Genomic DNA, 25,928 nt, shown 5'->3' on the forward strand with positions numbered 1-25,928 from the left:
CATATTGCCTGACTAATCGCTGATTGGTTTCATCTGTAGGCTTATTTCCATTCCGTCGCCCTTGGCGATGCTTACTTGGAGATTAACCATGAAACTGTTGCATATCGATTCCAGCATCCTCGGCGACAACTCGGTTTCCCGTCAGTTGAGCGCAGGTGTCGTCAAGACCTGGCAGGCGGCCGAGCCAGGCGTTGAAGTGACCTACCGTGACCTGGCCAGCGAAGGCATCAACCACTTTTCCGGCGTGACCCTGGGTGCACTGGGCACCGCTGCCGAGCTGCGTGATGCCGTACAGAAACATGAAGCCGAGCTGGCCGCCAACACCCTCGCCGAATTCCTCGCGGCCGACGCCATCGTCCTGGCTGCGCCGATGTACAACTTCACCATCCCGACCCAACTCAAGGCCTGGATCGACCGTATCGCCGTCGCCGGCCAGACATTCCGCTACACCGAAAACGGTCCTGAAGGCCTGGCCGGTGGCAAGAAAGTCATCATCGTGTCGACCTCCGGCGGCCTGCACGTTGGCCAGCCTACCGGTGTGGCTCACGAAGACTACCTGAAAGTACTGCTGGGCTTCCTCGGCATCACCGACATCGAAATCGTCCGCGCTCACGGCCTGGGCTATGGCGATGAAGTGCGCAGCAAGGCGATCAGCGACGCCAACGCAGTGATCAACGAACAATTGTTCGCCGCAGCGTAAGACTTGTGTAAATTTTGCTGTTCCTCGATATCAATCTGATTCGAGGCGCCTAAACTCTGTATTCTGCTCGCCTGAAAAGCGATCGGAGTACGGAGTTTTTTCGTTTACCCGCTGTCACTACTTTGGCCCAGGTTATGCACGCATGGGTAAACCCTGCCAGTCCGAGCGCCTGAACCATGGATACTTCAACAGCTACGCGGGCTTACGCAACAAAGGTGGACATCCCCATGATGCGTCTTTGTGCAGTCTTGGTTCTCTCCCTGCTCGGCGGCCTGATTTCAGTGCAAGCCGCGCCCGCGCCGCACCCCCATTGGAGTGTGGGCTTTCACCGCATGACCTTTCTCGACCCGCTGGATCTGCAGCCGATGAAAGCCGTCGCGTTCTACCCGTCCACCGGCCTGGAACACACCACCCAGGTGGGCGCTTATCACATCGCCGCCACTGAAGACTCGAAAATCGCGATCGGCCGCTTTCCGATGCTGATGCTGTCCCACGGCAATACCGGCACGCCCCTGGCCCTGCACGACCTCGCCACCTCCCTGGCGCGCAAGGGGTTTGTGGTGGTGGCGGTGCTGCACCCTGGCGACAACTACAAGGATCACAGCCGGCTGGGCACCTTGAGCAACCTGTACGGGCGCCCGATCCAGATTTCCGAAGCGATCACCGCCACCCTCGGCGACCCGATGCTGTCGCCATTCGTCAACGTCGACCAGGTAGGCGTCATCGGTTATTCGGCCGGTGGCGAAACCGCGCTGATCCTCGCCGGCGCCAAGCCGGACCTCGACCGCCTGCGCCGCTACTGCCAGCAACGCCCGGAAGATCGCGACGCCTGCACCACCAAGGGCGAGTTGATCGTCGACCGCGACGACCTGCAACCGCAGGCCGACCCGCGTATCCATGCCTTGATGTTGATGGCGCCGTTGAGCCTGATGTTTGGCCGCCACACCCTGGCGGACGTGCATGTACCGGTGCTGCTCTACAGCGGCGACGGCGACAAGCTGGTGGCCGTGGACAAGAACGCCGAGGCCCTGGCGCGCAAACTGCCGGAGCCGCCGGACTTCAAGCTGCTGGCCGGGGCAGGGCACTTTGTGTTCATGGCGCCTTGCGACGAGAGCCAACTGGCCGCGATGCCCGCCATGTGCACCGATGCCGACGGAGTTGACCGTGAAAGCATCCACCGCGACCTGATTTCCGAGGCCGGGCGGTTCTTTAATCACACCCTCGGGCAATCCACCCGGGCGGGCTTGCAGACGGCTGATCAGTAAGCGCGGCGCTTGAGCAGTAACGTCAGGCCCAGGCCGCTGATGGAAAGCAGGGCGGCGCAGAAGAAGATCCACGAGTAGCCCAGGTTCAGCGCCACCGCACCCATCACCGGCCCGGCAATGGCCAGCGCCAGGTCAAAAAACACCGCATATGCACTCAACCCGGCGCCCCGGCTGCTGTTGGGCACCTGCTTGATCGCCTCCACGCCCAGCGCCGGGTACACCAGCGACAAACCAAAGCCGGTCAGCCCGGCGCCGATCAAGGCCACGCCGGTGGACGGTGCCAGCCACAGCAGCGTCAGGCCCAGGGTTTCGATGGTCATGCAGGCAATCGCCGCGGTGAAGCCGCCGAAGCGGTTGATGGCAGAGATAAACACCAGCCGTGACAGGATGAAACACACGCCAAATACCGTCAGGCACCAGGCTGCGCCCGTCCAGCCACGGCTCAAGTAGTAGAGGGTGATAAACGTGGTGAGGGTGCCGTAGCCAATCGATGCCAGGCACAGGCTGGCGCCGAACGGCGCGATACGCCCGAATACCGCCCAGAAGGGCAGCCGCTCGCCGCGCACCACGGGCACCGAAGGTTTGTTGCGAATCAGCAGCAGGCCCAGGGCGGAAAGTGCCGTGAGGGCGATTCCGAGGCTGGTGTAGCCGTAGTCGGCAACCATCACCACCCCAAGCGGTGCACCAATGGCAATCGCGCCGTAGGAGGCGATGCCGTTCCACGAGATCGATCGTGCCGTATGTTCGGCACCGACCGCGCCCATGCACCAACTGATGGTGCCGACGCCGATCAGGCCCTGCGCGACGCCGAGTAACAGCCGGCCGACAATCAATATGCCGAGGCTCAGCAACGGCAGGCTTTGCACCAGCGTGGCGATGAACGTCAGCACCCCGCTCAGCAGAATCCCGCTCAGGCCCAGCACGATAGCGCGCTTGGTGCCCACGTTGTCCGACATGCGCCCCGCCATGGGGCGGCTGAGCAGCGTGGCCAGGTATTGCGAGCCGATGGTTATCCCGGCGACCACCGCGCTGAAACCCAGCTCACCGTGGACATAGCCGGGGATGACGGCAATCGGCAGGCCGATACAGATAAACGCGATAAACGTGTAGAAAACGATGGAAACGATCTGCAGGGTGATCGACAAGGAGCTGGGGGTGGCAGGCTGTGTGGCAGGCATGGGGACTCGTTCGCGTGCGGGCGGTGAGGGCATCATGGCAAGGGCTTGGGGTAAAAGGAAGCAGGCTAACTATATTTGATGATATTGCGGCCCGTGCCTATCCGGCTTTGGATCCATGGGGCCTCCCTGGCCCGGGACAACTAAAGCGGACGCGGTAAAGTGTGGGAGCTGTCGAGCTGTAGCAAGGCTGCGAAGGCGGCGGCATGGTCAATAAAGATGTTGCCTGGCACACCGCTATCGCGGCCTCGCTAAAGCTCGACGGCTCCCACAGAAAAGCAGAGCCATATCCCAAAAAAAAGCCCCATCACACTGGACGGGGCTTTCGCATTTCAAACTACCGGCGGCTCTTAGAAAACCACACCCTGACTACGCAGGTAATCGTCATAAGTCCCGCTGAAGTCGATCACCCCACTCGGGCTCAGCTCGATGATGCGGGTGGCCAGGGACGACACAAACTCCCGGTCATGGCTGACAAAGATCAGCGTACCCGGGTAGTTCTCCAACGCCAGGTTCAGCGCCTCGATGGACTCCATGTCCAAGTGGTTGGTCGGCTCGTCCATGATCAGCACGTTCGGCTTTTGCAGGATCAGCTTGCCGAACAGCATGCGACCTTGCTCGCCACCGGAAATCACCTTCACCGACTTCAGGATCTCGTCGTTGGAGAACAGCATGCGGCCCAGGGTACCGCGAACCACTTGCTCGCCTTCCTTGGTCCAGCGGCCCATCCAGTCGAACAGGTTGGACTCGTCTTCGAAGTCCGAAGCATGGTCCTGGGCGTAATAGCCCAGTTCAGCCGCGTCGGTCCACTTGACCGTACCGGCATCCGGGGTCAGTTCGTTGACCAGGGTACGCAGCAGGGTGGTCTTGCCGATACCGTTCGGGCCGATGATCGCCACGCGCTCGCCGGCTTCAACCTGGAAGCTGAAGTCCTTGAACAGCGTCTTGCCGTCAAAGCCCTTGGCCATGCGATCGACGATGACCGCCTGGCGGTGCAGCTTCTTGGTCTGGTCGAAGCGGATGAACGGGCTGACGCGGCTCGATGGCTTGACTTCGGCCAGCTGGATCTTGTCGATCGCCTTGGCACGGGAAGTGGCCTGCTTGGCTTTCGAGGCGTTGGCCGAGAAGCGGCTGACGAAGGATTGCAGCTCGGAGATCTGCGCTTTCTTCTTGGCGTTGTCCGACAGCAACTGCTCGCGGGACTGGGTCGCCACGGTCATGTATTCGTCGTAGTTGCCCGGGAACAGGCGCAGCTCGCCGTAGTCCAGGTCGGCCATGTGGGTGCAGACGCTGTTCAGGAAGTGACGGTCGTGAGAGATGATGATCATCAGGCTGTTACGCTGGGTCAGGATGTTTTCCAGCCAGCGGATGGTGTTGATGTCCAGGTGGTTGGTCGGCTCGTCGAGCAGCAACACTTCCGGATCGGAAAACAGCGCCTGGGCCAGCAATACACGCAGCTTCCAGCCTGGTGACACTTCACTCATCGGGCCGTTGTGCTGCTCGATGCCGATACCCAGGCCCAGCAGCAACTCACCGGCGCGGGATTCGGCGGTGTAGCCGTCCATCTCGGCGAAGTCGGTTTCCAGCTCGGCCACGGCCATGCCGTCGTCTTCGGTCATCTCCGGCAGCGAGTAGATGCGGTCGCGCTCGGCCTTGACCTTCCACAGCTCTTCGTGACCCATGATCACGGTGTCGAGTACGGTGAATTCTTCGTAGGCGAACTGGTCCTGGCGCAGTTTACCCAGGCGCACGTTCGGCTCCAGCATGACCTGGCCGCCCGACGGGTCGAGGTCGCCACCGAGGATTTTCATGAAAGTCGACTTGCCGCAACCGTTGGCACCGATCAGGCCATAACGGTTGCCTGCGCCGAACTTGACCGAAACGTTCTCAAATAGCGGCTTGGCGCCGAACTGCATGGTGATGTTAGCTGTGGAGATCAATTACTTTACCTATCAATAGCTTGGAGTGCGCTAATTTGAGCCGGGCCCATTTTGTGGCCCAGGCCAACGGGCATACGTCGGCAGCGACATCAAGGCTTGGGGCCCAGTCGCTGAGCAGAAAAATGGGTGCATGTTGGAATTTGGCGCGCATTGTGGCATATGTCAGGCGGGAGTTGTATGGCGCTGCACGGATGGATTCGCCCGAGTCTCCGGCATTGCCACCCACACCAGCCCCAATGCGACGGCCGCCACGCCGGCCAGGGTCAGGAACGCGGCGTTGTAACCCGCCCACTGCACGACAAAACCTGCCAGGCTGCTGCTCAAGGCCGCGCCGAGGCCGAATGCCGTGGACAGCGCGCCCAGGCTGACATTGAAGCGTCCGGTGCCCTGGGTGAGGTCTTTGACGATCACCGGAAACAGCGCGCCGAACACCCCGGCGCCGACCCCGTCAAGCATCTGCACCGCCACCAGCCAATAAGGATCACTGGACAGCGTATACAACACGCCCCGCAGAGGCAGGATCATGAAACCGGCGAGCAGCAACGGCTTGCGCCCCCACACGTCGGCCTTCACGCCCACCAGCCAGGCCACCGGCACCATCACCAACTGGGCCGCGACGATGCAGGCCGAGGTCAGCGGCGTGGCCATCTGCAGGTTGATCTGCGACAGCTTCTGGCTGACCAGCGGCAGCATGGCCGCATTGGCCAGGTGAAACAGCGCGCAGCAGATGGCAAACAGCATCAAGGGCCTGTTCGCCAGAAGCACGGCCAATCCCGACGGTTGTTCATGGCCGGTGCCATGCGCAGGGTCGAAACCCCGTGCGACTTCGTGGTCGATTGCCTGGGCTGACACGCAGCTGACCGCGATGACACTCGCCGCAGCCATGACTGCCATCAGATAGAACACCGCCACCGGGCCGAACAGGTAGGCGAACCCACCAGCGAGCAGGGCCGCCACCGCGTTGCCGGCGTGGTTGAAGGTTTCATTGCGGCCGGTGCGCCGGGTAAAAGCGCGCGGCCCGGTGATCCCGAGGGAAATCGCCGAGATGGCCGGCGCAAACACCGAGGCCGCCGCTGCACTGGCCGCCTGGGTCAGCGCCACCAGGCTGAAGGAGCTGACGAAGGGCAGGAGCAGGCAACTGGCAGTCACCAGCAGCGCGGCGATCACGATCACTGCCCGTTTGCTGCGGGTTCGGTCAATCAATGCGCCGGCCGGGGTCTGGGTGAGCAGGGCCGCGATGCCGGCCAGGGTCATGACCACGCCGATGCTGGCGGGGTCCCAGTGGTGCACGGCCAGCAGATAAATCGCCAGGTACGGCCCCAGTCCGTCACGCACGTCCGCCAGGAAGAAGTTCAGGCTGTCCAGGGACAGGGTGTTGCGCAGGTCAGAGCGAGTGGCCATGGCACGGTCTTCAGGCAAGAGGTCGGTAGCAGTAGTGACCCATGGCATGAAGGTATAGTTTCTGAAGGCGGCGTTGCACTCGTATGGCAATACAAGCAAAAACATTTACAAAGTGGAGCCATTTGCATCGAAAAATAGCGCTGATCGAGGCTTTTTCAGGGCTTTTTATTGTTAACAGTTGAACATCCAATAAGCCTGGCTTATTTTCCGTCCGTTCGCCCTACAGTGAAGGCTCTTTACCGGTTCAAGGATGGCGAGGCTTTCGGTGTAGGGCGGACTTCTTTTGTCGCAATGACCGGAACATATTGGAGACGCAATGGACATGCTGTCAGCCCAGGTATCAAAACCAGCCCGCTCAACTGCCCCGTGCTACACCCTCACCGCCATCAAGCGCCCGTGCTGATTGGCTGCCGTGCAGGCAAAAAAAGGCCCGTGGGGTAGACGGGCCAAGGTGTTCACTGGAGTAGGTAGCCTTCACCCTATAGGTCAACACGTGAAGGCCATGTGAAAACCATGTCGCAGGAACGGATGTATCTCCGTGTCAGGGTTTGCGCACGAACGTGCGCATGGTTTGCCCTGGGCCGGTACTGAAGCGGGTAGGGCGGGGCATGCCTTCATCTGCCGCAATAAACACGAAGTGATCACCTTCCAGCCGGTAACTCGCGGGTAACTGCTTGCCGGCATCCTCTCCCATCGAGTCAACCCAGGTAATGCTTTTGGGTGCCGTGCTGGCATCGAGCGTGAAGCTGCCTGCCAGTAAAACCTCGCCGTCGACCGTCACCACCTGGAATTGATCGCCCGAGATTGTCGTGATCGCGCCTGGCGCGCTGTGTTCATCCGTGGGATTGGGCACGCCATTGTCTTCCAGTGCCGTTTGCTCCCATGCGCCCTGGAGCGCCTCAAAGTCATCAATTGAAACAGAGGTCATACAAATTCCTTTTTTTGGTTGAAAAATGATCAGTCAATGCCCTGGGGTGTAGGCGCCTGACGGATGAGCTGAATCGATTTTGTGAGAATTGTCTGTTTTCTCAAGGTTGCGTACGAATTTTCCCAATATTCACGGGTATTTAGCGCCATTTTATGCGTTGATTCGGAAACGGTTCTTTACAAGTTCGTCTACGCTCAGCACCAGGGTAGGGACTCCTGGGTATCTGAACGAAAACAATCTACGGTGATGTGGGATTTTTCCGTGACCGAGGTGGTCGGATGACCATCGGTAGATCGTGTGTGTCTTGTGTACAGGGCGTTGTCCCTGATTTTCAAGCGGTCATTCAGTATTTGATGAATATGTATGACCGCTGACTGTCGATTTTTTAAGGTGCATCAGTTTTGAATAAAACTCCTCGGCTCCACGCTCATGCGGCATCGGACGAAATTGATCTGTTTGAACTGTGTCATGGTATCTGGCGACAAAAGAAGTTAGTGCTGGGTTGTACAATTCTCGCGGGAGTCCTGGGCGCTGGCTACGCATTTCTGGCACCGCGGGAGTATGAGGTCAGCAGTGTGCTGCGCCCTGCAGCCATCAATGAACTGGATGCACTGAACCGCTCCGAAGTCTATAAGTTGCCCCCGGCGGACGCGCTGAATAAAGTCGGCGCACAACTGGACTCCTACGAAGCCCGCCTGGGGTTCTTCAAGTCGCATGAGGACCTTTTCAAGGCGTTCCAGAAAACCGGGCAAAGCCTGGAGCAGAGTTTTGAAGCATTCAATCGAAACTCGATCAACCTTATTCTGCCGGATCCAAAAAAAGCCGACTCCCTGAGCAGTTATATCCGGCTTGAGTTGCAATACCCCAAAGACATCGACGGCGTTGCCATTCTCAACGGCTTTGTGGACTACGCCATCGCGTCGGAACGCGCCCAAGTGGGTGCAGACCTGAAAGTGATCGTCAATAACCGCCTGAACGAACTCAAGGGCAAGATTGACGCAGCGCGCTCCAACTACGAAACCGATAAGGAGTCGAAAATTGCCAAGCTGCTTGAGGCCGACCGGCTCAAGCGCGCTCAATTGGAAGACGAATTGGTTGCCCTGCGCTTGCAGATGAAAATGGAGCGAACGAACCGACTGGCGGAGTTGGCCGAGGCCATCTCCATCGCCAAGTCGATGGGCATCAAGACGCCGACTACCCCGTCATCCATGGCGGATGCCTCTCGTGGCGGCTCCAATCAAATGATGCGCACCGAGGTCAATAATCAGAAAATCCCGCTGTACTTCCTCGGGACAGAAGCGCTTGAGGCGGAACGTACGGCCTTGCTGGCGCGCACCAGCGACGACTTCACTAACGGTCGCGTTGCGCAGATTGGCAAAGAGTTGCAGATGCTGGAGGTCAACCGAGAAGTCGAGGTCCTGAAAAAACGCGGGAATGAAGACATTTTCTTGCAGGATGTTGAACCGTTACGCGCGGAAGTCGCGCGGTTGCGGAGCCTCAATATCGACATGAGTGACCTCAAACTGGTCACCATTGACCGTCGTGCCCAGGAGCCACTCAGCCCGATCAAGCCTAAAAAAGGCCTTGTGATAATGCTGAGCGTGGTTGCGGGGTTGATTCTGGGTATGCTGATTGCACTGGTCCGCCATTTCATCCTGGCACGACGCGAAGCCGTACCCTACTCGGAGTTGGATGAGTATCGGCTTTCTCTGCGTACGCGCAAGGATGACGAACCGAAAAACTGACGCCTTCAGCAGCGGGCAGGCCGCCCGGCAAGCCCGCTGCTGCTCTTCCTGGCACACTCACTGGACACCTTTTCACAAATCTTGATTAACCTTTGGTTACAAAGTGTGGCTAAAATAGCTGCCAATGGCCACGACCGGATTGTCACCCAGCCGTTCGTGTTGCCGGTTTTGTGAATTGTGATTTCAGGTGCTGCATCTTCAATCCTCGGCCGTTGTGGGCACGCGGGAGCAGCCTGTTCTCTTCTGACTTGTGACGAATACCTTGAAACTCATCATTGTTGCTCTCTACGTTGCCTCTATTGCGTATGTCCACCTGCGTGGCCGGGTGCGCCACAAGCTGGGGCGCCAGCTCAGTGATCACTCGACCTTCCTGGCTCCGGTGAACTGCTTTCTCTACCTCTTTTCCAAACTGCCCAGCCGACCGTACCTGTCCCCCAGCGACTTTCCCGACCTGAGCCCGCTTCAGGAGCATTGGCAAGAGATCCGCGAGGAAGGCCAGAACCTGCTGCGCGCAGGCGAGATCAAGCGCTCCGACCAGTACAATGACGTGGGTTTCAATTCGTTCTTCAAGTCGGGCTGGAAGCGTTTCTATTTGAAGTGGTACGGCGACAGCCATCCTTCGGCGATGAAGCTGTGCCCGCGCACCACCGAGCTGGTGCAAAGCATCGGCTCGATCAAGGCCGCGATGTTTGCCGAGCTGCCACCGGGCTCAAAGCTGGTACGCCATCGTGACCCGTATGCCGGTTCCTACCGTTACCACCTGGGCCTGGACACGCCCAACTCTCCGGGCTGCTACATCAACGTGGACGGTGAAAACTACTACTGGCGCGATGGTGAGCCGGTGATGTTTGACGAGACCTTCATCCACTACGCCGAAAACACCACCGAGCAGAACCGGATCATTCTGTTCTGCGATATCGAACGCCCGATGAAGTACCGCTGGGCGGCCGCGTTCAACCGTTGGTTCAGCCGCAACGTGATGGCTGCGGCCGGTTCGCCCAACGATGCCGGTGACAAGACCGGCGGCCTGAACCGTGCGTTTACCCGCCTGTACAAGATTCGCCTGCGGGGCAAGGAGTTGAAGAAACGCAACCGCACCCGTTACTACCTGGAAAAATGGGCGATCTTTGCCGGCCTGGCCGCGATCTTCATCCTCATCTGAACCGGGCAGCGGAGCGCATCAGCCTGGCGGATGCGCCCCCAGCTTCTCCCACATCTTCTTGCTGATCTTCTGCCGATTGGCATAACCCGCCCACGGGTCCTTCTTCAAACCCTGCAAACGCTCGTGCAGGTTAGCCACCGTCCATTGTTGGGCGCTGTGCAAACTCTTCAACTCATCACGACTCACCGGTACCGATACCGGCAGGCCGGGCCGCGCCCGCACCGAGTAGGCGGCTACCGTGCTGGCGCCCCGGGCGTTGCGCAGGTAGTCGATGAAGATCTTGCCCACGCGATTCTTCGGGCCCGAAGTCGCGGTAAAGCGTTCAGGCAACTGCAGCGTCATGAACTGGGCGATGGCCTTGGCGAAGGCTTTTACCGAGTCCCAGCCGTCGCGGCGCGCCAGCGGCACCACCAGGTGCAGGCCTTTGCCGCCGCTGGTCTTGACGAACGCTTCAAGCCCCAGTTCATCGAGTACCGACAAGGTCAGTTGCGCCGCTTCAAGCATGCTTTTCCACGGCAGTGCCGGGTCCGGGTCGAGGTCGAGCACAAACAGGTCCGGGGTTTCAATCTTGTCAGCGGTAGCGCCCCAGGTATGCAACTCGACGGTACCCATCTGCACGGCACCGATGAGCGCGGCCGGGCTGTCGATTTCCATCAGCCGCGCATGGCCCGGGTCCAGGGCCTGGTCCAGTTGCTTGATATTCGGGATCGCCAGGCGCTCGGAGTGCTTCTGGAAAAACTGTTCGCCGGCAATGCCTTCCGGTGCCCTGAGCAAGGACACCGGCCGGTTGCGCAGAAAGGGCAGGAGCCATTCGCTGATGCCCTCATAGAACTGTGCCAGTTGCAGTTTCTGTGTAGCGCTCTGGGCATCGATGACTCGGTCCGGATGGGTAATCCTGACCCCAGCCACGGCGCCGGTGCCCGCCGTCTTTTTGCGGGGTTTTTCCTTCAGCGATTTGGCCGTCCGCGGCTGCTCATGCACAATCTGCTCCGCCGGCTTGTCGGTGCGCAGCCCGACAAACGCCGCCTGGCGCACCACACCTTCCCGGGTCCATTCGGCAAATTGCACTTCGCCCACCAGCTGCGGCTCGACCCAGTGCACGCCGCGTGCCTGGGCACTGGTCAGGGGCTTGGCCAGCGGTGAAGTCTGGCGTTCCAGCGCCTTCAACTGTGCACTGATCTTTTTCAGCGCGGCCTGATCGAATCCGGTACCTACGCGCCCGGCATACACCAGGTCGCTGTCATCATTGACCGCCAGCAACAGCGCGCCAAACCCGCTGCGCGAACCTTGCGGGCGGGTGAACCCTACGATCACGAATTCCTGGCGCAGCCGGCACTTGAGCTTGATCCAGTCGGGGCTGCGCCTGGAAGCGTACGGGCTGCCGGCACGTTTGCCGATCACGCCCTCCAGCGCCAGGTCGCAGGCACTCTCGAAGATATCCCGCTGGTTGGCAGCAAAGGACTCGGAGAAGCGCAGCAGCTTGCTCTTGCTGCGGCTAACCGCGTCCTTCAGCGCGGCGCGGCGCGCCTCGACAGCGGCTTCGCGCTGGTCGCGGCCGTCCAGGAACGGCGCATCGAACAGGTAATAGACAATGTCCAGGCTGCGGCCGATATCAAAGGCGTTCTGCAGCGCCTGGAAATCCGGCAGCCCGTCGGCGTTCAGGCTGACCACCTCACCGTCGAGCCAACTGTCCTTGAGCTTCAGGGCTTCCAGGGCCTTGGCCTGGCGTGGCAGGCGATCGGTCCAGTCATGGCCATTGCGGGTGAACAGCCGAACTTCGCCATCGCGAATCCGTGCGAGGATGCGATAGCCGTCGAATTTGATCTCGTACACCCAATCGCCTTCCGGTGCACGGTCCACCAGTGTCGCCAGCTGTGGCGCGAGTTGATCGGGCAGGTCGGTTGAGGGCTTGCGCCCGGCTTTCTTCGGCGCTGCGGGCTTTTTCGCAGCCCCCACCGTTGCGTCGCTCAGCACGCTTTTCGGTTCAGCCTGGACCACATCGTAGTCAGCCACCGGGCGTGCCTGCTGATCGTTCTCCTTGATCAACAACCACTGCTCCTTGTCGCCGCTGCCCTTGAGTCGGGTGCGCACCAGCGTCCAGTCGCCTGCCAGTTTTTCGCCGATCAGGCTGAACTTCAGCTTGCCGGCCGCGTAGGCCTTGTGCGGGTCATCGTGGGGCTGCCATACACCGCGATCCCACACGATCACATCGCCAGCGCCGTATTGGCCTGCCGGAATGCTGCCCTCGAAACTGCCGTAGCCCAATGGATGATCTTCCACATGCACCGCGAGGCGCTTCTGGCTCGGGTCGAGGCTTGGGCCCTTGGGCACCGCCCAGCTTTTGAGGACGCCGTCGAGCTCCAGGCGAAAATCATAATGCAGGTTGCGCGCATCGTGCTTTTGAATCACGAACGACAGGGCATGCGCCCGGTTCCTCGCGCGAGGCGCACTGCCGGCGGGTTCGGCGGTCACGTCGAAGTCGCGCTTGGCGTTGTATTCACTCAGGGGCTTGGCCATGGCGGTCTACCTCATGAAGCCTTGCTGGTCTTTTTCGCGGCAGGTTTCTTGGCTGCAGCCTTGGTCGCGGGCTTGCCGGCCAGGCTGCGCTTGAGCAACTCCGTCAGGTCTATCACGTCCGCAGATTTGCGCTCGTCGACACCTTCGCTGGATTCCACGTCTTCGATCTTGCCGGCCTTGGCCTTCTTCGCCACCAGCGCCATGATCTTTTCCTGGAAGCTGTCGCGGTATTCGTCCGGCTGCCAGTCGGCACTCATGTCTTCCACCAGACGCTTGGCCATGTCGAGTTCGCCCTTGGCCAATGTCGGTTTGGTCACGTCGCTGCCCAATTCCAACTCGTCCAGGCCACGCACTTCGGCAGGCCAGCGCAGCATCACCAGCACCAGCGCCGACTCCAGCGGCATCAGTGCCGCCAGGTGCTGCTTGGTGTGCAGCACCACGTTGGCCAGGGCGACCTTGCGGGTTTTCTTCAGGGTTTCGCGCAGCAGGGCATACACCTTGCCGCCGCGCTTGTCGGGGGCCAGGAAGTAGGGCGTGTCGATGTTCTGCAACGGGATCTGGTCGCTGGCCACAAACGCGATGATTTCGATGGTCTGGGTGGACTTGGGGTGGGCCGAGCGGATTTCGTCTTCGCTGAGGATCACGTAGCGACCTTTCTCGTAGGCCACGCCCTTGACGATATTCTCCTTGGTGACTTCCTTGCCGGTGGTCTTGTTGATGCGCTTGTAACCCACCGGGTCCATGCTGCGTTTGTCCAGCCAGTCGAAGTCGACGCCCTGGGAGGACGTGGCCGAGACCAGTGACACGGGGATGTGCACCAAGCCAAAACTGATTGCGCCTTTCCAGATAGCCCGTGGCATGTCGGTATTCCTGAAGTGTGTGGTCTTCAGGTGACAGGGCGGATTCGGCAAAAGTTTCCCTGGCCAGCCGGCTGGCACCAGGGTTTCAGACAGATCGTGTTACACCTGATGAGAAACTATTTAGTTACCAAAGCCGAACCCAAGGCGTAGCGTGTTATCGAAAGCACGTATTACTTGCGCCCAGAGAGGCTTTGTCATGAACACCCGTTTGCGTAACCTTGCCGTATTGGCGTTGGGCCTGGCCTTGAGTTCGTTGGCACAGGCGCAAAACCTGCCCGGCACCAGCAACAACCCCTACAACGGCCCCATCCACCAGGCCAATCCCAACAGCATGCAGGGCACCCAGCCCAACGCGCCGGCAGCGCGAGGCACCTATATTCCGCCGGCACAGCGGCCGCCGACCCTGCAAAACGGTGGTATCGGCAACAGCGTCCAGCGCCGTGACGGCGCGCAGACCCCGCCGGCTATCCAGCCCAAGACTCCCACCCGTGACGCCAATGGCAATCGCGGCGATTGAGTGTGTAAAGACGACAAGGAAACCCACCGTATGCTGTTACGCAAAACCCTTCTAGCGACCTTCTGCGCCGCTGCCTTGCTGCCCCTGGCGCTGCCTGTCTCGGCGGCCGCCACCCAACAGTTTCCCAGCGAGCAAGGGAGTATCACCGTCACCCCGATTGCCAAGGGCCTCGATCACCCGTGGGCGGTGGCGTTCCTGCCGGACAAGCAAGGCTTCCTGGTCACCGAACGTCCCGGCAACCTGCGGTTTGTCAGCCCGGACGGCAAACTGTCCGCGCCCCTGAGTGGCGTGCCGAAGGTGTTTGCCAAAGGGCAGGGCGGCCTGCTGGACGTGGTGCTGTCACCGGACTTCAAGGAGGACCGCCTGGTGTACCTGTCCTACGCCGAGGGCGGCGGCACGAATGGCACTGCAGGCACCGCAGTCGGGCGTGGGCGCTTGAGCGATGACCTGAGCGGCCTGCAAGACTTCAAGGTGATCCTGCGTCAGGAGCCCAAGCTGTCCACGGGCAACCACTTCGGCTCGCGGCTGGTGTTTGACCGCGATGGTTACCTGTTCGTGACCCTCGGGGAAAACAACGACCGCCCCACCGCCCAGGACCTCGACAAGCTGCAAGGCAAAGTGGTGCGGATCTTCCCGGATGGTCGTATACCGGAAGACAACCCCTTTGTCGGCCAGGAAGGCGTGAGGCCGGAAATCTGGTCCTACGGCCAGCGTAACCCCCAGGGTGCGGCACTGAACCCGTGGAGCGGCACACTCTGGGAAAACGAACATGGCCCGCGTGGCGGGGATGAGATCAATATCATTGAACGAGGGAAAAACTACGGCTGGCCCCTGGCAACCCATGGCATCAACTATTCCCTGACGCCGATTCCCGAGGCTAAGGGCAAGACCGCCGAAGGCACAGTGCCGCCGCACCATGTCTGGGAGAAATCCCCCGGCGTGAGTGGCATGGCGTTCTACGACGCCGACCGGTTCAAGGCCTGGCAGCACAACGTGTTTATCGGGGCATTAGTCAGCCAGGAGTTGATTCGCTTGCAGTTCGACGGTGACAAGGTCATCCACGAAGAGCGACTGCTGGGTGGCCTGAAAGCGCGGATCCGCGATGTGCGCCAGGGCCCGGATGGTTACCTGTATGTGCTCACGGATGAAGATAACGGCGTGTTGTATCGGGTGGGCCTTAACCAGGACTGACGGATACGGCAAATACCAATGTGGGAGCGGGCTTGCTCGCGAAAGCGGTGGGTCAGTCGCTGGAGATGTTGGCTGAGCCATTGCCTTCGCGAGCAAGCCCGCTCCCACAGTTGTGTAGCGTCGAGCCTACAACCCAAGCTCCGACAACCCCGGATGCTCATCCGGACGCCGCCCCAGCGGCCAGTGGAACTTGCGCTCGCTTTCCTTGATCGGCATGTCGTTGATGCAGGCAAACCGGTTCGCCATCAAGCCGTTCTCGTCAAACTCCCAGTTCTCGTTGCCGTAGGAGCGGAACCAGTTGCCGGAGTCGTCATGCCATTCATAGGCATAGCGCACCGCAATGCGGTTGCCGGTAAACGCCCACAACTCCTTGATCAACCGATAATCCAGCTCTCTGGCCCATTTGCGGGTCAGGAAGGCCTTGGCCTCTTCGCGGTTGTGGGCGAACTCGGCACGGTTGCGCCATTGGGTATCCAGGGTATAGGCCAGGGACACCCGTTGCGGGTCCCGGGAGTTCCAGCCGTCTTCGGCCAGGCGAACTTTCTCAATCGCCGACTCACGGGTAAACGGCGGCAACGGCGGGCGTATTTCAGCAGTGGATGACATGGGACGGCTCCTTCACAGGTTTAAAGGTCAGGTCAAAGTTGCAATAGGGTTCGCGCGATGGATTGCGCATTATCGGCAGCGGTGGTGTCGCCCATCACCAGGGCAACGGTAATGGCGCCATCAATCAGGATCAGCAGGTGCGCGGCCTGGCGTTCCGGGTCGGGGGTGCCATGTGCTTGACACAGTTCGAGGGCGTACTCGAACAGTTTCTGTTTATGGGCCTTGGCCAGTTGGCGCACCGGGTTGTGCGGGTCGCCGGTCTCGCCGCTGGTGTTGATGAAGGCGCAGCCGCGAAAGTCATCGGAGCCGAACCAGGTTTTCAACGCGCTGAACACACCCAGCAGGCGCTCGCCCGTGGTGGAGTGGTGTTCAACTTCGTTGCGCAGCCACTGCATCCAGCGCTCGTCGCGGCGTTGCAGGGCGGCAATCACCAGTTCGTCCTTGTTGGCGAAGTAGCGGTAGACGCTCTTTCTGGAGACGCCGGCGGTTTTCACCAGAAGATCCATGCCGGTGGCAGCGATGCCATTTCGGTAGATCAACTTTTCGGTGACGTCGAGGATAATGTCGCGAGTGATATCGTTCATGGAGATTACAGTAGAACGATCGTTCTCCTTGGTCAATTAATTATTTTTAACCCTGGGCGGGAAGACCTGAGCCAGCCCATGGTGTAAGCTCTGGAGTCCTTCGGATTCGACCCATTGCGAGCCCTATGCCGTCGTTATTCAAACGCTCCCTGTTGCCCAAGCTGCGCGGTTTTCCCCTCACGCCCGACGCGATCGAGGTGCTGTCCGGCGCCGCCGAGTACCGCCGTTGCCTGCTGGAGAAAATTTCCCAGGCCACCCAGCGCATCTACATCGTAGCGTTGTACCTGCAGCAGGATGAGGCGGGGCAAGAGATCTACGACGCGTTGCACGCTGCCAAGGCCGCCCGGCCCGGTCTGGATATCGTGGTGGTGGTCGACTCGCTACGGGCCCAGCGCGGTTTGATCGGTGCCGGCAAGCAACCGGGCAACAGCGCCTGGTACCAGGCCATGACCCAGTCCCACAGCACCGAAGTGCCGGTGTACGGCGTGCCGGTGCAAACCCGCGAACTGTTCGGCGTGCTGCACCTCAAGGGCTTTGTGATCGATGACAGCGTGCTGTACAGCGGCGCCAGCCTGAATAACGTGTACCTGCACAAGTTCGACAAATACCGCTACGACCGTTATCACCTGATCCACAACAAGGCGCTGGCCGACTCGATGCAGCACCTGGTGGAGCACGGCCTGGTGGCCGCCAAGGCGGTGCATCGCCTGGACCTGCCCAACCCGCCGACCACCCGCAGCCTGCGCAACGACATCGGCGACCTGCGCAGCCGCCTGAAACACGCGGTGTATGACACCTCGGCGGGGCAGTTGCCCAACGGCAACCTGACGGTCAGTCCGTTGTTGGGCGTGTGCAAGAACAACCCCCTGAGCAGGGTGATCTGCGAGCTGATTGCCAGCGCCCAGCATCAGCTGACCATCTGCACGCCGTACTTCAACCTGCCGCTGCCAGTGACCCGGGAAATCAACCGCGCCCTGGCGCGCGGGGTGAAGATCGACATCATTGTCGGCGACAAGACCGCCAACGATTTCTACATCCCGCCGAGCGAGCCGTTCAAGGTCATCGCCGCGCTGCCGTATCTCTACGAAATCAGCCTGCGTCGCTTCGCCAAGCGCCACCAGCGCATGATCGACAGCGGCCAGCTGAACCTGCACCTGTGGCGCGACGGCGACAACACCTACCACCTCAAGGGCATGTGGGTCGACCAGCGCTACACCTTGCTGACCGGCAACAACATCAACCCACGAGCGTTTCGCCTCGACCTGGAAAACGCCTTGCTGATCGATGATCCCAAGGGTGAGTGGGTAGGGCCACGGCGCACCGAGCTTGCCGAGATTTTCCAGCACACCTCGCGTATTGAACGCTACCAGCAGCTGGAAACCCTGGTGGAGTACCCGGCGGCCGTCGGCAAGTTCTTGCGCCGGGTCAGCCGGGTGCGGATCGAGCGTTTGCTGTATCGGATTTTGTAGGGCCCGTGACCTTGCAGGTTAATCCGGAATCGACCTGACAAGAATGTTGTCCAAGTCGTAGCGATGGGGTTCGCTGCCTGCACTTCTTGACCAGAGTCTGATTGAGATTGGGTGAGTGCCTCCGTCCTCTTTCACGTACGGAAGAGGGACAGTCAGGCGCGTCCAGCCGGGAGACGGTGGATGTGGCCCGTATGCTTGCTCCAAGCCTCCCGCCAACACGATGATGTCCGTTTCCGATAGGGTCCGGTATTCAAAGATCACTGTGTATTCAGTGCCCTTTATGAATGAGTAGGACTTGGAGATACCCATCTCATGAACCGCATCGGATGCATTGGTGAGGTAGAACTCGTGATCGTTCCCAGGCGTCCGTGGCTCAAGCTTTGCGGTGTCTGGGCGGTCCGGGTGCCAGCCATTCCAATTTCTGTCAGTAAATGTCGTCAAGTCATTCAGGTCGTCGCTCATGGTGCTTGTCTCCAGAAAAGGTAGGTGGCCTCAGCTAATGCTGTGGCCACGCGCTTTATCAGAGGCTTTTCAGGGATGGACGTCTACTGTCAGAAATAACAGGTAGCTCAACCTGGGGTGTTACCTGGTTGCCGTGCCGCCGGCCAGCACGCGATCAATAGCAGCAGCGCCGCCGCCACCAAGTAGGGCAGGCGAGGTTCGATCGCGTAGATCAAGGTCCCGGCCAACGGCCCGACCACCACGCCCAGGCCTTGGGCCGCACCCACCGAACCTGCCGTGGCGCCTTGCTCCGACGCATCCACCGCATTCGCCGCCAGCGCCGCGAAAGACGGGAAGATCCAGCCCATGCCGGCCGCGGACACAAAAAAGCACAGCCACAGGATCCAGGCCGTATCAGCGAACATGCTGCCGGCAAATCCCAGGGCTGACACCACCGCACCGATGCGAATCATCCGCAGCGGCGGCCACTCCAGTTTGCGCACTACCAGTTGCGAACAGATCAACGCCAGCCCGACCATGGTCAGGGCGATACCGGCAGTTTGTGCCGCATCGGCCGGGTTCATCTTCAAGCGATCCAACGCGAAAAAACCCACGGTTATCTGCGCGATCGACACACACAGCATCGCGACAAACGCCACCACCAACGGTCGACGCAGGCGTGGGTCCGAGAGGTTGACCGGCTTGGGCGGCTGCTTGAGGTGCAGCTCCTGGCGCGGCAATTTGGCCAGCAGCAACAAGAATCCCAACAGCGGTAACACCGCCATCGCATAAAACGGCAGGCTCAGGCTGTGACGCGCCAACAGCGCAGCAATCGCCGGGCCCAGCACCAGGCCGCAGGCGTTGGCGGCGCCCAGGGAAGCCATGGCCTTGGCGCGGTGCTCAGGCTCAATGTTGTCGGCCACCAGCGCATAGCCGCCCACCGGTATCGCAGCGTAGAACACGCCGATCAGGCCACGACCCAGAATCAGCCCGATAAACGCCAACATGGCCGATGGCAGCAGTTGCAGGGACGCATCGATAAACACGCACAGCGCCCAGTAGGCCAGGGTGAAACCACCGGTGCCCAGCAGCAGCACACGGCGCCGGCCCAGTCGGTCACTGGCCTGGCCCCATGGACGAGCCAGAAGCATCCAGATCACCCCGGACACGGTGACCGCCGCACCTGCCTGCCAGGTGGCCAGGCCAAGCACCCGAGCGATCGGGCCAATCAGCGAGACAAATGCCATCATCGCCATGGTGCAGGCCATGTTGGCCAACAGCAGCGGCCTCAGGTTGAATGGGCGGTCAGTGTGCAAAGTCGCGAGTGCAGCGTCTTGGGAGCTGTTCATCGGTTATCCAAGGGCAGGAGAAAAGGGCAGTCGTGCATCCACCATCACCAGCGGGCGGCCATGCACCTGTTCCAGGCGGCCACTCACACCATAGACGTTTTTCAGCAACGCCTGATTGATCACCACTTGCGGTGGCCCGGCAGCGGCCAACTGACCGTTGTGCAACACCACCACCTGATCACTGAAGCCCAGGGCGAGGTTGATGTCGTGCACCACCACCAGGGTGATCAGGTTGTGTTCGCGGGTGGCCTGGGTGATGGCTTCCACCACCTGGCACTGGTGATACAGGTCCAGGGCGCTGGTGGGTTCGTCCAGCAGCAACACCCGAGGCTGGCGCACCAGGGCCTGGGCCAGGCCCACCAGTTGGCGCTGGCCACCGGAAAGTGCATCGATCGGGCGGTCGGCGAGGGCGGTCAGGTCGAGGTCGGCGAGGATTTTTTCCACGCCCTTGAGCACCGTCGGGCTCGGCCGCCCAGGCGCAAAACCCGCGCCGCGATGGCCGGCCATGGCCGCACTCAGTACCGCTTCGAAGGCGCACAGGCGCGTACGCTCCGGCAGGCTCTGAGGCAGGTACACCACTTGTTGCGCGCGCTCGACTTGCGGCAGGCGATTGAGATCGACACCCTCCAGCCAGATCTGGCCGTGCGCCTTGTGCAGTCCGGCGATGCCACGCAACAAGGTCGACTTGCCGGCAGCGTTGGGGCCGATCAGCGCGGTGATGGTGCCGGGCAGCAACGCCGGCAGATGAATGTCCTGCAGCACGCTGCGACTGCCGTAGTGCATGCTCAATGCTTGTGTGCTTAATCCGGTCACAGAGCACCTCGGCGGTTACGCATCACAATCGCCATGAAAAACGGAATTCCCACCAGTGCGGTGACAATCCCCACCGGAATCAACACGCCGGGCATCAATGCCTTGCTGGCAATCGACGCCATCGACAGGATCAAGGCACCGCTGAGCACGCTCGCTGGCAGGAACAAGCGGTGATCTTCACCCACCAACAGCCGCGCGATATGCGGAGCAATCAGCCCGATAAAACCGATAGTGCCGACAAACGAAACCGCCAGCGCCGACAGCAGGCTGATGCGCAGCAACGACAGCACCCGCAGGCGGCCGACATCAATCCCGAAACTGCGGGCGCGTTCCTCGCCCAGGGTCAGGGCAGTCAACGCCCAACTCTGACGCAGGGAAAACGGCAGGCACAGCAGCAACGCCGCAGCGAGGATCGCGAGCTTTTCCCAGGACGCCCGGGCCAGGCTGCCCAGGGTCCAGAACACCAGTTGCTGAAGGCTGTCCTGGCTCGCCACAAACTGCAGCAGTGCCACCAGCGCATTGAACGCAAACACCAGGGCAATCCCGAACAGCACCAGGCTCTCCACACCAAACCCACGCCAGCGTGCCAACAGATACAGCAATGCCACCGATGCCAGTGCGAACAGAAAGGCGTTGGCCGAAATCAGGTACTGCGCCGGCACGCCAGGAATGCCCATCCCGAGCACAATGGCCAGGGCTGCACCGAAGGCGGCGGCGGCGGAAACGCCGAGGGTGAACGGGCTGGCCAGCGGGTTATCCAGCACCGTCTGCATTTCGGCGCCGGCCAGGGCCAGTGCCGCGCCCACCAGTACCGCCATCAACGCGTAAGGCAGGCGCACATTCCATACGATCACCGCCTCCACCCGCGGCATCGAAGCCGGGTCCCACAGCACTTGCAACAGGCGCGTCAGGCTCATGCCGGAAGGCCCGGTGGTGATGTCCACCGCCAGGGAAACCACCAATGCCAACGCCAACGCCGACAACAGCAATACCCGTCGTCCATGGCGGTGGCGATAGCGCTCACCTGCGCCATCGGCGCTCGCACAGGCTTGCACCTGCGTCACGGCACAAGGCTCGTGGTGAATACGCCGCTGGCCGGAATTGGCATAAAGCGCCGGTACAATTCGGCTCGGGTCTGTTCCGGATCCAGGTCGGCGAACAACTCAGGATGCAGCCACTTGGCCAGGGCCTGCACTGCGATCAAGTGTTCCGGCGAGTCATAGAAAATATGCCAGAGGCCATGCACGTTGCCTTCACGTACCGCCCGCAGTTCATTCAGCGGCGCGCGCTGGGACACTTGCTTGAGGCTGTCGTTGGCCTGCTGCGGCGTGGCCGAATAGCCGAGGGTCACACCGCCCTGGCCGTGGCCGAATACGCCGGTGGCGACGTACACATCCGGATCGCTGGACAGAATGTATTCGACGTTCAATGTGCCGATCGGGCCGGGAATGAGCCCGTCGGCGATGTTCCGGCCACCCGCGAGCTTGATCATTTCCCCGAAGTTGCCGGTGCCCGGCGAACCACAGCAATCCTGCAGGCCGGCGAGCATGTCGATGAAGATCTTCGGCCGTTTTACCGTCCCGGCCTTGGCCAGGGTATCGGTGACCTTGGCCAGCGAGGCCTGGTAAAACGCGATGTAGTCCTCGGCTTGTTGATTACGGTCCAGAGCCTTGCCCAGCAGGCGCATGCTCGGCACCGTGTTGCTCAGCGGATGGTCGCTGAAGTCGACGAAAATCACCGCCACGCCGGCCGCTTCCAGCTGCTTGACCGCCTCGCTGTCGGGGCTCGGGCCATGGCCGCCGCTCAAGGCCATGATCGCCAGGTCCGGGTGTACCGCCAGGGCCTTTTCCACACTGAAGGTTTCGGCGGAGGTGCCGCCTACCAACGGTACGTTGTCGGCTTCGGGAAAGTGCTTCTGGAACGCGGCGTAACCCTGCACGTCCAGGCCGCGAAAATCCCCTTGCCAGCCGGCGATGCGGGTAAACGGGTTCTTGCCTTCAAGGAGCGACAGCGAGTAGATCATCCGGCCTTCACCCAGCAGGATATGCGAGACCTTGTCCGGTACGTCGACCTTGCGCCCCGCCAGGTCGGTGACGGTGTGGGCGCAGGCCAGGCCGCTCATTAACAGGCCAAGACCGAGCAGCAGGCCGCGTTGCAACAACAGAGGGTGTTTCATGAACAATTTCCTTGAACAGTTGGGCGCACGTGGCGGACGCGTTTGCGCCACCACAACAACAGCCCGGTGAGATAGAGCAGCGGCAATGCCAGGCCGCAAAGAAAGGCCAGGGCCGCGCCGGGCAACCCGAGCAACAGGTGGCCGTGGGCGGCGGAGAACAGCGGTTTGATCGCGGCGGGGTTGGCGAAGAACCAGTCGGGCCGGGCCAGCCAGGCGCCGCTGCCGGCAATCACCGCCAACGGCAGGCACAGCCAGGCGGCTGCGACGTTGTGCCATTCCCGCAGGCGGCGCAGGCCCTGGCTGCCCGGGCGCAAGCTGGCGGCTTTCCACCAGCTGCGCCGCCCCGGCCACCACAGGTACAGGCCGCTGCCCACCGAGCCCAGCAGCACCAGGCCACAGGCAAACAGGGCGACGGCGCCAATGGGCGGCGGCAACAGCAGTGCCCGGTGCAGCGCCACCAGCTTCGCCAGCCACAGGTCATCGAACACAAAAAATGCCCGTGGCTCGGCACTGTAGGGATCGATCATCGCAATGCCGATGCCGGGCCGATCCTCCAGGGCTCCGAAGACGATCGCGTTGTCCGATTCCAGGAAACCCTGGCGCGGTTTTGCGGCGCCAAAGACTTTCTGAAATTGCGGGTAGGCACCCAGTGCCGCGCTGATCCACTGCGCGTCATCCAGCAGTGCGCCGTGTTCAACCGGAGCCAGGTCCAAGGCCTGGCTGCCGACCTCCCAGCGCAGGATCGGCCCCTTGAGTTCCAGCAGCGCACCGCTCAAGCCAATCAGCGCCAGCAGCAGGCCGACGCTCAGCGCCAGCCATCGATGCACACGAAGCCACCACCCACGCATGGCAGTTACCAGCGATAGCGCAGGCTGGCGATGACACTGCGGTCATACCCGGCACTGCAGCTGGAGAGGGAGCAGCCTTCGTAATAGTGCTTGTCGGTCAGGTTGGTGGCATTCACCGCCAGGCGTAGGCCCTTGGCCGTCGGGATCAGCTTGTCGAAATCGTAGTGCACCGCCGCGTCGAGCAAGGTGTAGGAGGGCACGCTCACAGTGTTGGCAGCATCGGCCTCGGTGGAACCGATATAGCGTACGCCGACGCCAAATCCGAGCCCGGTGAGCGGGCCAAAGGGCAGGGTGTAGTCAGCCCACAACGACGCCATTTTTTCCGGGGTGTCGGTGGGGCGGTTGCCTTTTTCCAGCGGGTTGTTGCTCTTGCTGACTTCGGCGTCGTTGTAGGTCAGGGTTGCCAGCAGGTCCAGGCCCTTGGCGAGGCTGGCCTTGCCTTCCAGCTCCACGCCGCGCACGTTGACCTCACCGGTCTGCACGCTGTTCAGCGGGTTGCTCGGGTCGGTGGTCTTGACGTTCTGCTGGGTCAGGTCGAACAGCGACAGGGTGATGTAGCTGTCGATCCCGGGCGGCTGGTACTTGATGCCGACTTCCGACTGCTTGGCGGTGCTCGGTTTGAAGCTGGTGCCGTAGAAATCAGTGCCGAGCACCGGGTCGAACGAGGTGGCGTAGCTGATGTACGGCGACAGGCCGTTGTCGGCCAGGTAAACGAGGCCTGCACGGTAGGTGAACTTGTTGTCGTCCTGCTTCTGCCCGGTGTCGGTCAGGCGGTTGTCGGTGCGCGCACTCGAATGATCCTGGCGACCGCCGACGGTCAGTACCCAACGGTCGTTGAACGTCATCTGCTGCTGGGCGTAGAGCCCGGTCTGGTCGGCGCGCTGCAAGGTGCTGGCGAACGGGGTGTTCGGCGCGAACACACCCCCGTGCACCGGGTTGTAGATGTCGATCGACGATGCCGCGCCGCCGTTGAGGTAATAGTCTTCACGGGTGCGCCGGTAATCGACCCCCAGCAGCGACACCATCTGCACCTCGCCAAGGTTCCAGCGGGCCTGGGCATTGTTGTCCAGGGAGTACACGTCGCCGACGATGCGGAAGCGGTAGGCCGACCGGTTCAAGGTGCGCAGGTCCGGCGCCAGGGACATGCCGCTGGCGGTGTTGGTCAGCAGGTTGACGTGGCCATAACGTGCGCTGGAATTCAGGCTCCACACATCGTTGATCCGGTGCTCCAACAGGTAGCCCAGCGAGTATTGCGTGCGGCCGTTGTCCAGGCCGGGTTCGTCGAGAAAGACGTTGTGTTTGACCTTGCCATTCGGGTTCGGCTTGAGCGTGCCCACCGTCGGCAGGAACACCCGGGGCGCGCCGAATTCATCCTCCGAGTAATCGGCCAGTACGGTCAGGCTGGTGTCGTCGTTCGGCCGCCAGGTAAACGACGGCGCGATGAAGGTTTTGTCGTCCTTGATGTGATCGAACTGGGTGCCGCTGCTGCGCTCCAGGCCCACCAGCCGATAGAGGAATTGCCTCTGGTCATCCAGTGGCCCGCTGAAGTCGAACTGGCCCTGGGCGCGGTCGAAACTGCCGCCCTGGAGCTGCACTTCATGGAACGACTGGTCCAGTGGCCGCTTGCTGATCTGGTTGACCACACCGCCCGGTGCGTTCTGGCCGAACAACACCGAGGCCGGGCCCTTGAGCACGTCGATGCGTTCCAGGCCATAGGCTTCGGCTTTTGGCCAGGCCTGGGTGGTGGTGCCACGTAAGCCGTCGCGCAACATGCCGGTGCTGGTCACGTCGAAGCCGCGAATCGAGAGGTTGTCGAAGCGCTGGCTGGCGGCGGTAGTGTTGGCCTGCACGCCGGCCGTGTAGCGCAACGCTTCGCTCACCGATTGCACTTGCTGCGCGTCCATCTGGTCGCGGGTCACTACGGAGATCGACTGGGGGATTTCATTGAGCGCGGTGTCGGTCTTGGTCCCGCTGAGGCTGCGCTTGGCCACGTAGCCGGCCTGTTGTCCGGTGGGGCTGTCGGCTTGGGTCCCGGTGACCACGCTGCTGTCGAGCACCAGGGCGTGATCGGTGTCCGCCTCGGCGGCCTGCACAAGGTTCATCTGGGTCAGCGACAGGCCCAGGGCAACGCCATGGATCAGGGTTGCCAAGGGCTTGCGACTGGTTTTCAAGTGCGGGACTGCGGTATCGATTGGCAAACCTGGGGTGTCTCGGTACAGAACGCGGGTGCCCATGCTTCAC

At 61.4% G+C, this 25,928-nt stretch carries 22 protein-coding genes; 7 read left to right on the plus strand and 15 right to left on the minus strand.

The features are described from left to right. Positions 1 to 88 precede the first annotated feature (88 nt). The gene (locus AC3WKX_RS03810; protein WP_102604997.1) at positions 89 to 700 is read left to right on the plus strand and encodes an FMN-dependent NADH-azoreductase; all 612 of its coding nucleotides are present in this window, start codon (positions 89 to 91) and stop codon (positions 698 to 700) included. A 227-nt stretch (positions 701 to 927) separates the two neighbouring features. Continuing rightward, a complete protein-coding gene (locus AC3WKX_RS03815) occupies positions 928 to 1,965 on the plus strand; it encodes an alpha/beta hydrolase family protein (protein WP_008436172.1) in 1,038 nt (345 codons plus the stop codon). On the opposite strand, the gene AC3WKX_RS03820 is transcribed toward AC3WKX_RS03815, so the two are convergent. The 4 genes from AC3WKX_RS03820 to AC3WKX_RS03835 form a co-directional block, all read right to left on the minus strand. Next, the gene (locus AC3WKX_RS03820) at positions 1,959 to 3,143 is read right to left on the minus strand and encodes an MFS transporter (protein ID WP_102369155.1); all 1,185 of its coding nucleotides are present in this window, start codon (positions 3,141 to 3,143) and stop codon (positions 1,959 to 1,961) included. The genes AC3WKX_RS03815 and AC3WKX_RS03820 overlap by 7 nt on opposite strands. A 347-nt stretch (positions 3,144 to 3,490) precedes the next feature. Continuing rightward, positions 3,491 to 5,080, minus strand: coding sequence for an ABC-F family ATPase (locus AC3WKX_RS03825; protein ID WP_008436174.1), 1,590 nt, complete (start codon positions 5,078 to 5,080; stop codon positions 3,491 to 3,493). 162 nt (positions 5,081 to 5,242) lie between these two features. Beyond that, positions 5,243 to 6,481 carry an MFS transporter gene (locus AC3WKX_RS03830; RefSeq protein WP_087692676.1) on the minus strand — a complete coding sequence of 413 codons (1,239 nt, stop codon included), beginning with the start codon at positions 6,479 to 6,481 and terminating at the stop codon, positions 5,243 to 5,245. A 541-nt stretch (positions 6,482 to 7,022) separates the two neighbouring features. After that, positions 7,023 to 7,409, minus strand: coding sequence for a TIGR03067 domain-containing protein (locus AC3WKX_RS03835; protein ID WP_102604996.1), 387 nt, complete (start codon positions 7,407 to 7,409; stop codon positions 7,023 to 7,025). A 401-nt stretch (positions 7,410 to 7,810) separates the two neighbouring features. Between AC3WKX_RS03835 and AC3WKX_RS03840 the strand changes: the two genes are divergently transcribed. Both AC3WKX_RS03840 and lpxO read left to right on the plus strand, forming a co-directional pair. After that, positions 7,811 to 9,154: an LPS O-antigen chain length determinant protein WzzB gene (locus tag AC3WKX_RS03840; protein WP_102604995.1), complete on the plus strand. Its 1,344-nt coding sequence runs from the start codon at positions 7,811 to 7,813 to the stop codon at positions 9,152 to 9,154. Between the two features lie 262 nt (positions 9,155 to 9,416). Then, positions 9,417 to 10,316: a lipid A hydroxylase LpxO gene (gene lpxO / locus AC3WKX_RS03845; protein WP_008436177.1), complete on the plus strand. Its 900-nt coding sequence runs from the start codon at positions 9,417 to 9,419 to the stop codon at positions 10,314 to 10,316. A gap of 18 nt (positions 10,317 to 10,334) precedes the next feature. Here lpxO and ligD read toward each other — a convergent pair whose 3' ends face one another. Together ligD and ku are read right to left on the minus strand one after the other, a co-directional pair. Next, on the minus strand, positions 10,335 to 12,833 hold the full coding sequence (ligD, locus tag AC3WKX_RS03850) for a DNA ligase D (protein ID WP_102604994.1): 2,499 nt from the start codon (positions 12,831 to 12,833) through the stop codon (positions 10,335 to 10,337). A gap of 11 nt (positions 12,834 to 12,844) precedes the next feature. Then, positions 12,845 to 13,693: a non-homologous end joining protein Ku gene (gene ku, locus AC3WKX_RS03855; RefSeq protein WP_003218456.1), complete on the minus strand. Its 849-nt coding sequence runs from the start codon at positions 13,691 to 13,693 to the stop codon at positions 12,845 to 12,847. 196 nt (positions 13,694 to 13,889) lie between these two features. On the opposite strand from ku, the gene AC3WKX_RS03860 reads away from it, so the two are divergent. Continuing rightward, entirely contained in the window at positions 13,890 to 14,210 is a 321-nt protein-coding gene (locus tag AC3WKX_RS03860) for a hypothetical protein (RefSeq protein ID WP_003218454.1), read from the plus strand. A 30-nt stretch (positions 14,211 to 14,240) separates the two neighbouring features. Continuing rightward, entirely contained in the window at positions 14,241 to 15,401 is a 1,161-nt protein-coding gene (locus AC3WKX_RS03865; RefSeq protein ID WP_008436189.1) for a PQQ-dependent sugar dehydrogenase, read from the plus strand. Between the two features lie 126 nt (positions 15,402 to 15,527). Here the strand turns inward: AC3WKX_RS03865 and AC3WKX_RS03870 are convergent, their stop codons facing one another. Together AC3WKX_RS03870 and AC3WKX_RS03875 are read right to left on the minus strand one after the other, a co-directional pair. Continuing rightward, positions 15,528 to 16,007, minus strand: a complete 480-nt coding sequence (locus AC3WKX_RS03870; protein WP_102604993.1) for a nuclear transport factor 2 family protein — start codon at positions 16,005 to 16,007, stop codon at positions 15,528 to 15,530. A gap of 32 nt (positions 16,008 to 16,039) precedes the next feature. Beyond that, complete coding sequence (locus AC3WKX_RS03875; protein ID WP_102604992.1) at positions 16,040 to 16,591, minus strand: TetR/AcrR family transcriptional regulator; 552 nt, start codon at positions 16,589 to 16,591, stop codon at positions 16,040 to 16,042. A gap of 125 nt (positions 16,592 to 16,716) precedes the next feature. Between AC3WKX_RS03875 and pssA the strand changes: the two genes are divergently transcribed. Beyond that, positions 16,717 to 18,060, plus strand: a complete 1,344-nt coding sequence (gene pssA / locus AC3WKX_RS03880) for a CDP-diacylglycerol--serine O-phosphatidyltransferase (RefSeq protein ID WP_102604991.1) — start codon at positions 16,717 to 16,719, stop codon at positions 18,058 to 18,060. Positions 18,061 to 18,078: 18 nt separating this feature from the next. On the opposite strand, the gene AC3WKX_RS03885 is transcribed toward pssA, so the two are convergent. From AC3WKX_RS03885 to AC3WKX_RS03915, 7 genes are all read right to left on the minus strand, one after another. Further along, positions 18,079 to 18,522, minus strand: coding sequence for a hypothetical protein (locus AC3WKX_RS03885; protein WP_008436193.1), 444 nt, complete (start codon positions 18,520 to 18,522; stop codon positions 18,079 to 18,081). Positions 18,523 to 18,629: 107 nt separating this feature from the next. After that, entirely contained in the window at positions 18,630 to 19,850 is a 1,221-nt protein-coding gene (locus AC3WKX_RS03890) for an MFS transporter (protein ID WP_003218442.1), read from the minus strand. A gap of 3 nt (positions 19,851 to 19,853) precedes the next feature. After that, positions 19,854 to 20,633: an ABC transporter ATP-binding protein gene (locus AC3WKX_RS03895; protein ID WP_102604990.1), complete on the minus strand. Its 780-nt coding sequence runs from the start codon at positions 20,631 to 20,633 to the stop codon at positions 19,854 to 19,856. Positions 20,634 to 20,659: 26 nt separating this feature from the next. Beyond that, positions 20,660 to 21,727 (minus strand): FecCD family ABC transporter permease, encoded by a 1,068-nt coding sequence (locus AC3WKX_RS03900; protein WP_102604989.1) that lies wholly within the window; start codon positions 21,725 to 21,727, stop codon positions 20,660 to 20,662. Continuing rightward, positions 21,724 to 22,839 carry an ABC transporter substrate-binding protein gene (locus AC3WKX_RS03905; protein WP_102604988.1) on the minus strand — a complete coding sequence of 372 codons (1,116 nt, stop codon included), beginning with the start codon at positions 22,837 to 22,839 and terminating at the stop codon, positions 21,724 to 21,726. Before AC3WKX_RS03905 ends, AC3WKX_RS03900 begins: the two co-directional genes overlap by 4 nt. Continuing rightward, positions 22,836 to 23,666, minus strand: a complete 831-nt coding sequence (locus AC3WKX_RS03910) for a PepSY-associated TM helix domain-containing protein (RefSeq protein ID WP_008436204.1) — start codon at positions 23,664 to 23,666, stop codon at positions 22,836 to 22,838. Before AC3WKX_RS03910 ends, AC3WKX_RS03905 begins: the two co-directional genes overlap by 4 nt. 26 nt (positions 23,667 to 23,692) lie before the next feature. Further along, a complete protein-coding gene (locus AC3WKX_RS03915; protein ID WP_102604987.1) occupies positions 23,693 to 25,921 on the minus strand; it encodes a TonB-dependent siderophore receptor in 2,229 nt (742 codons plus the stop codon). Positions 25,922 to 25,928: the final 7 nt, after the last annotated feature.

This window comes from Pseudomonas sp. GP01-A4 (assembly GCF_058780865.1).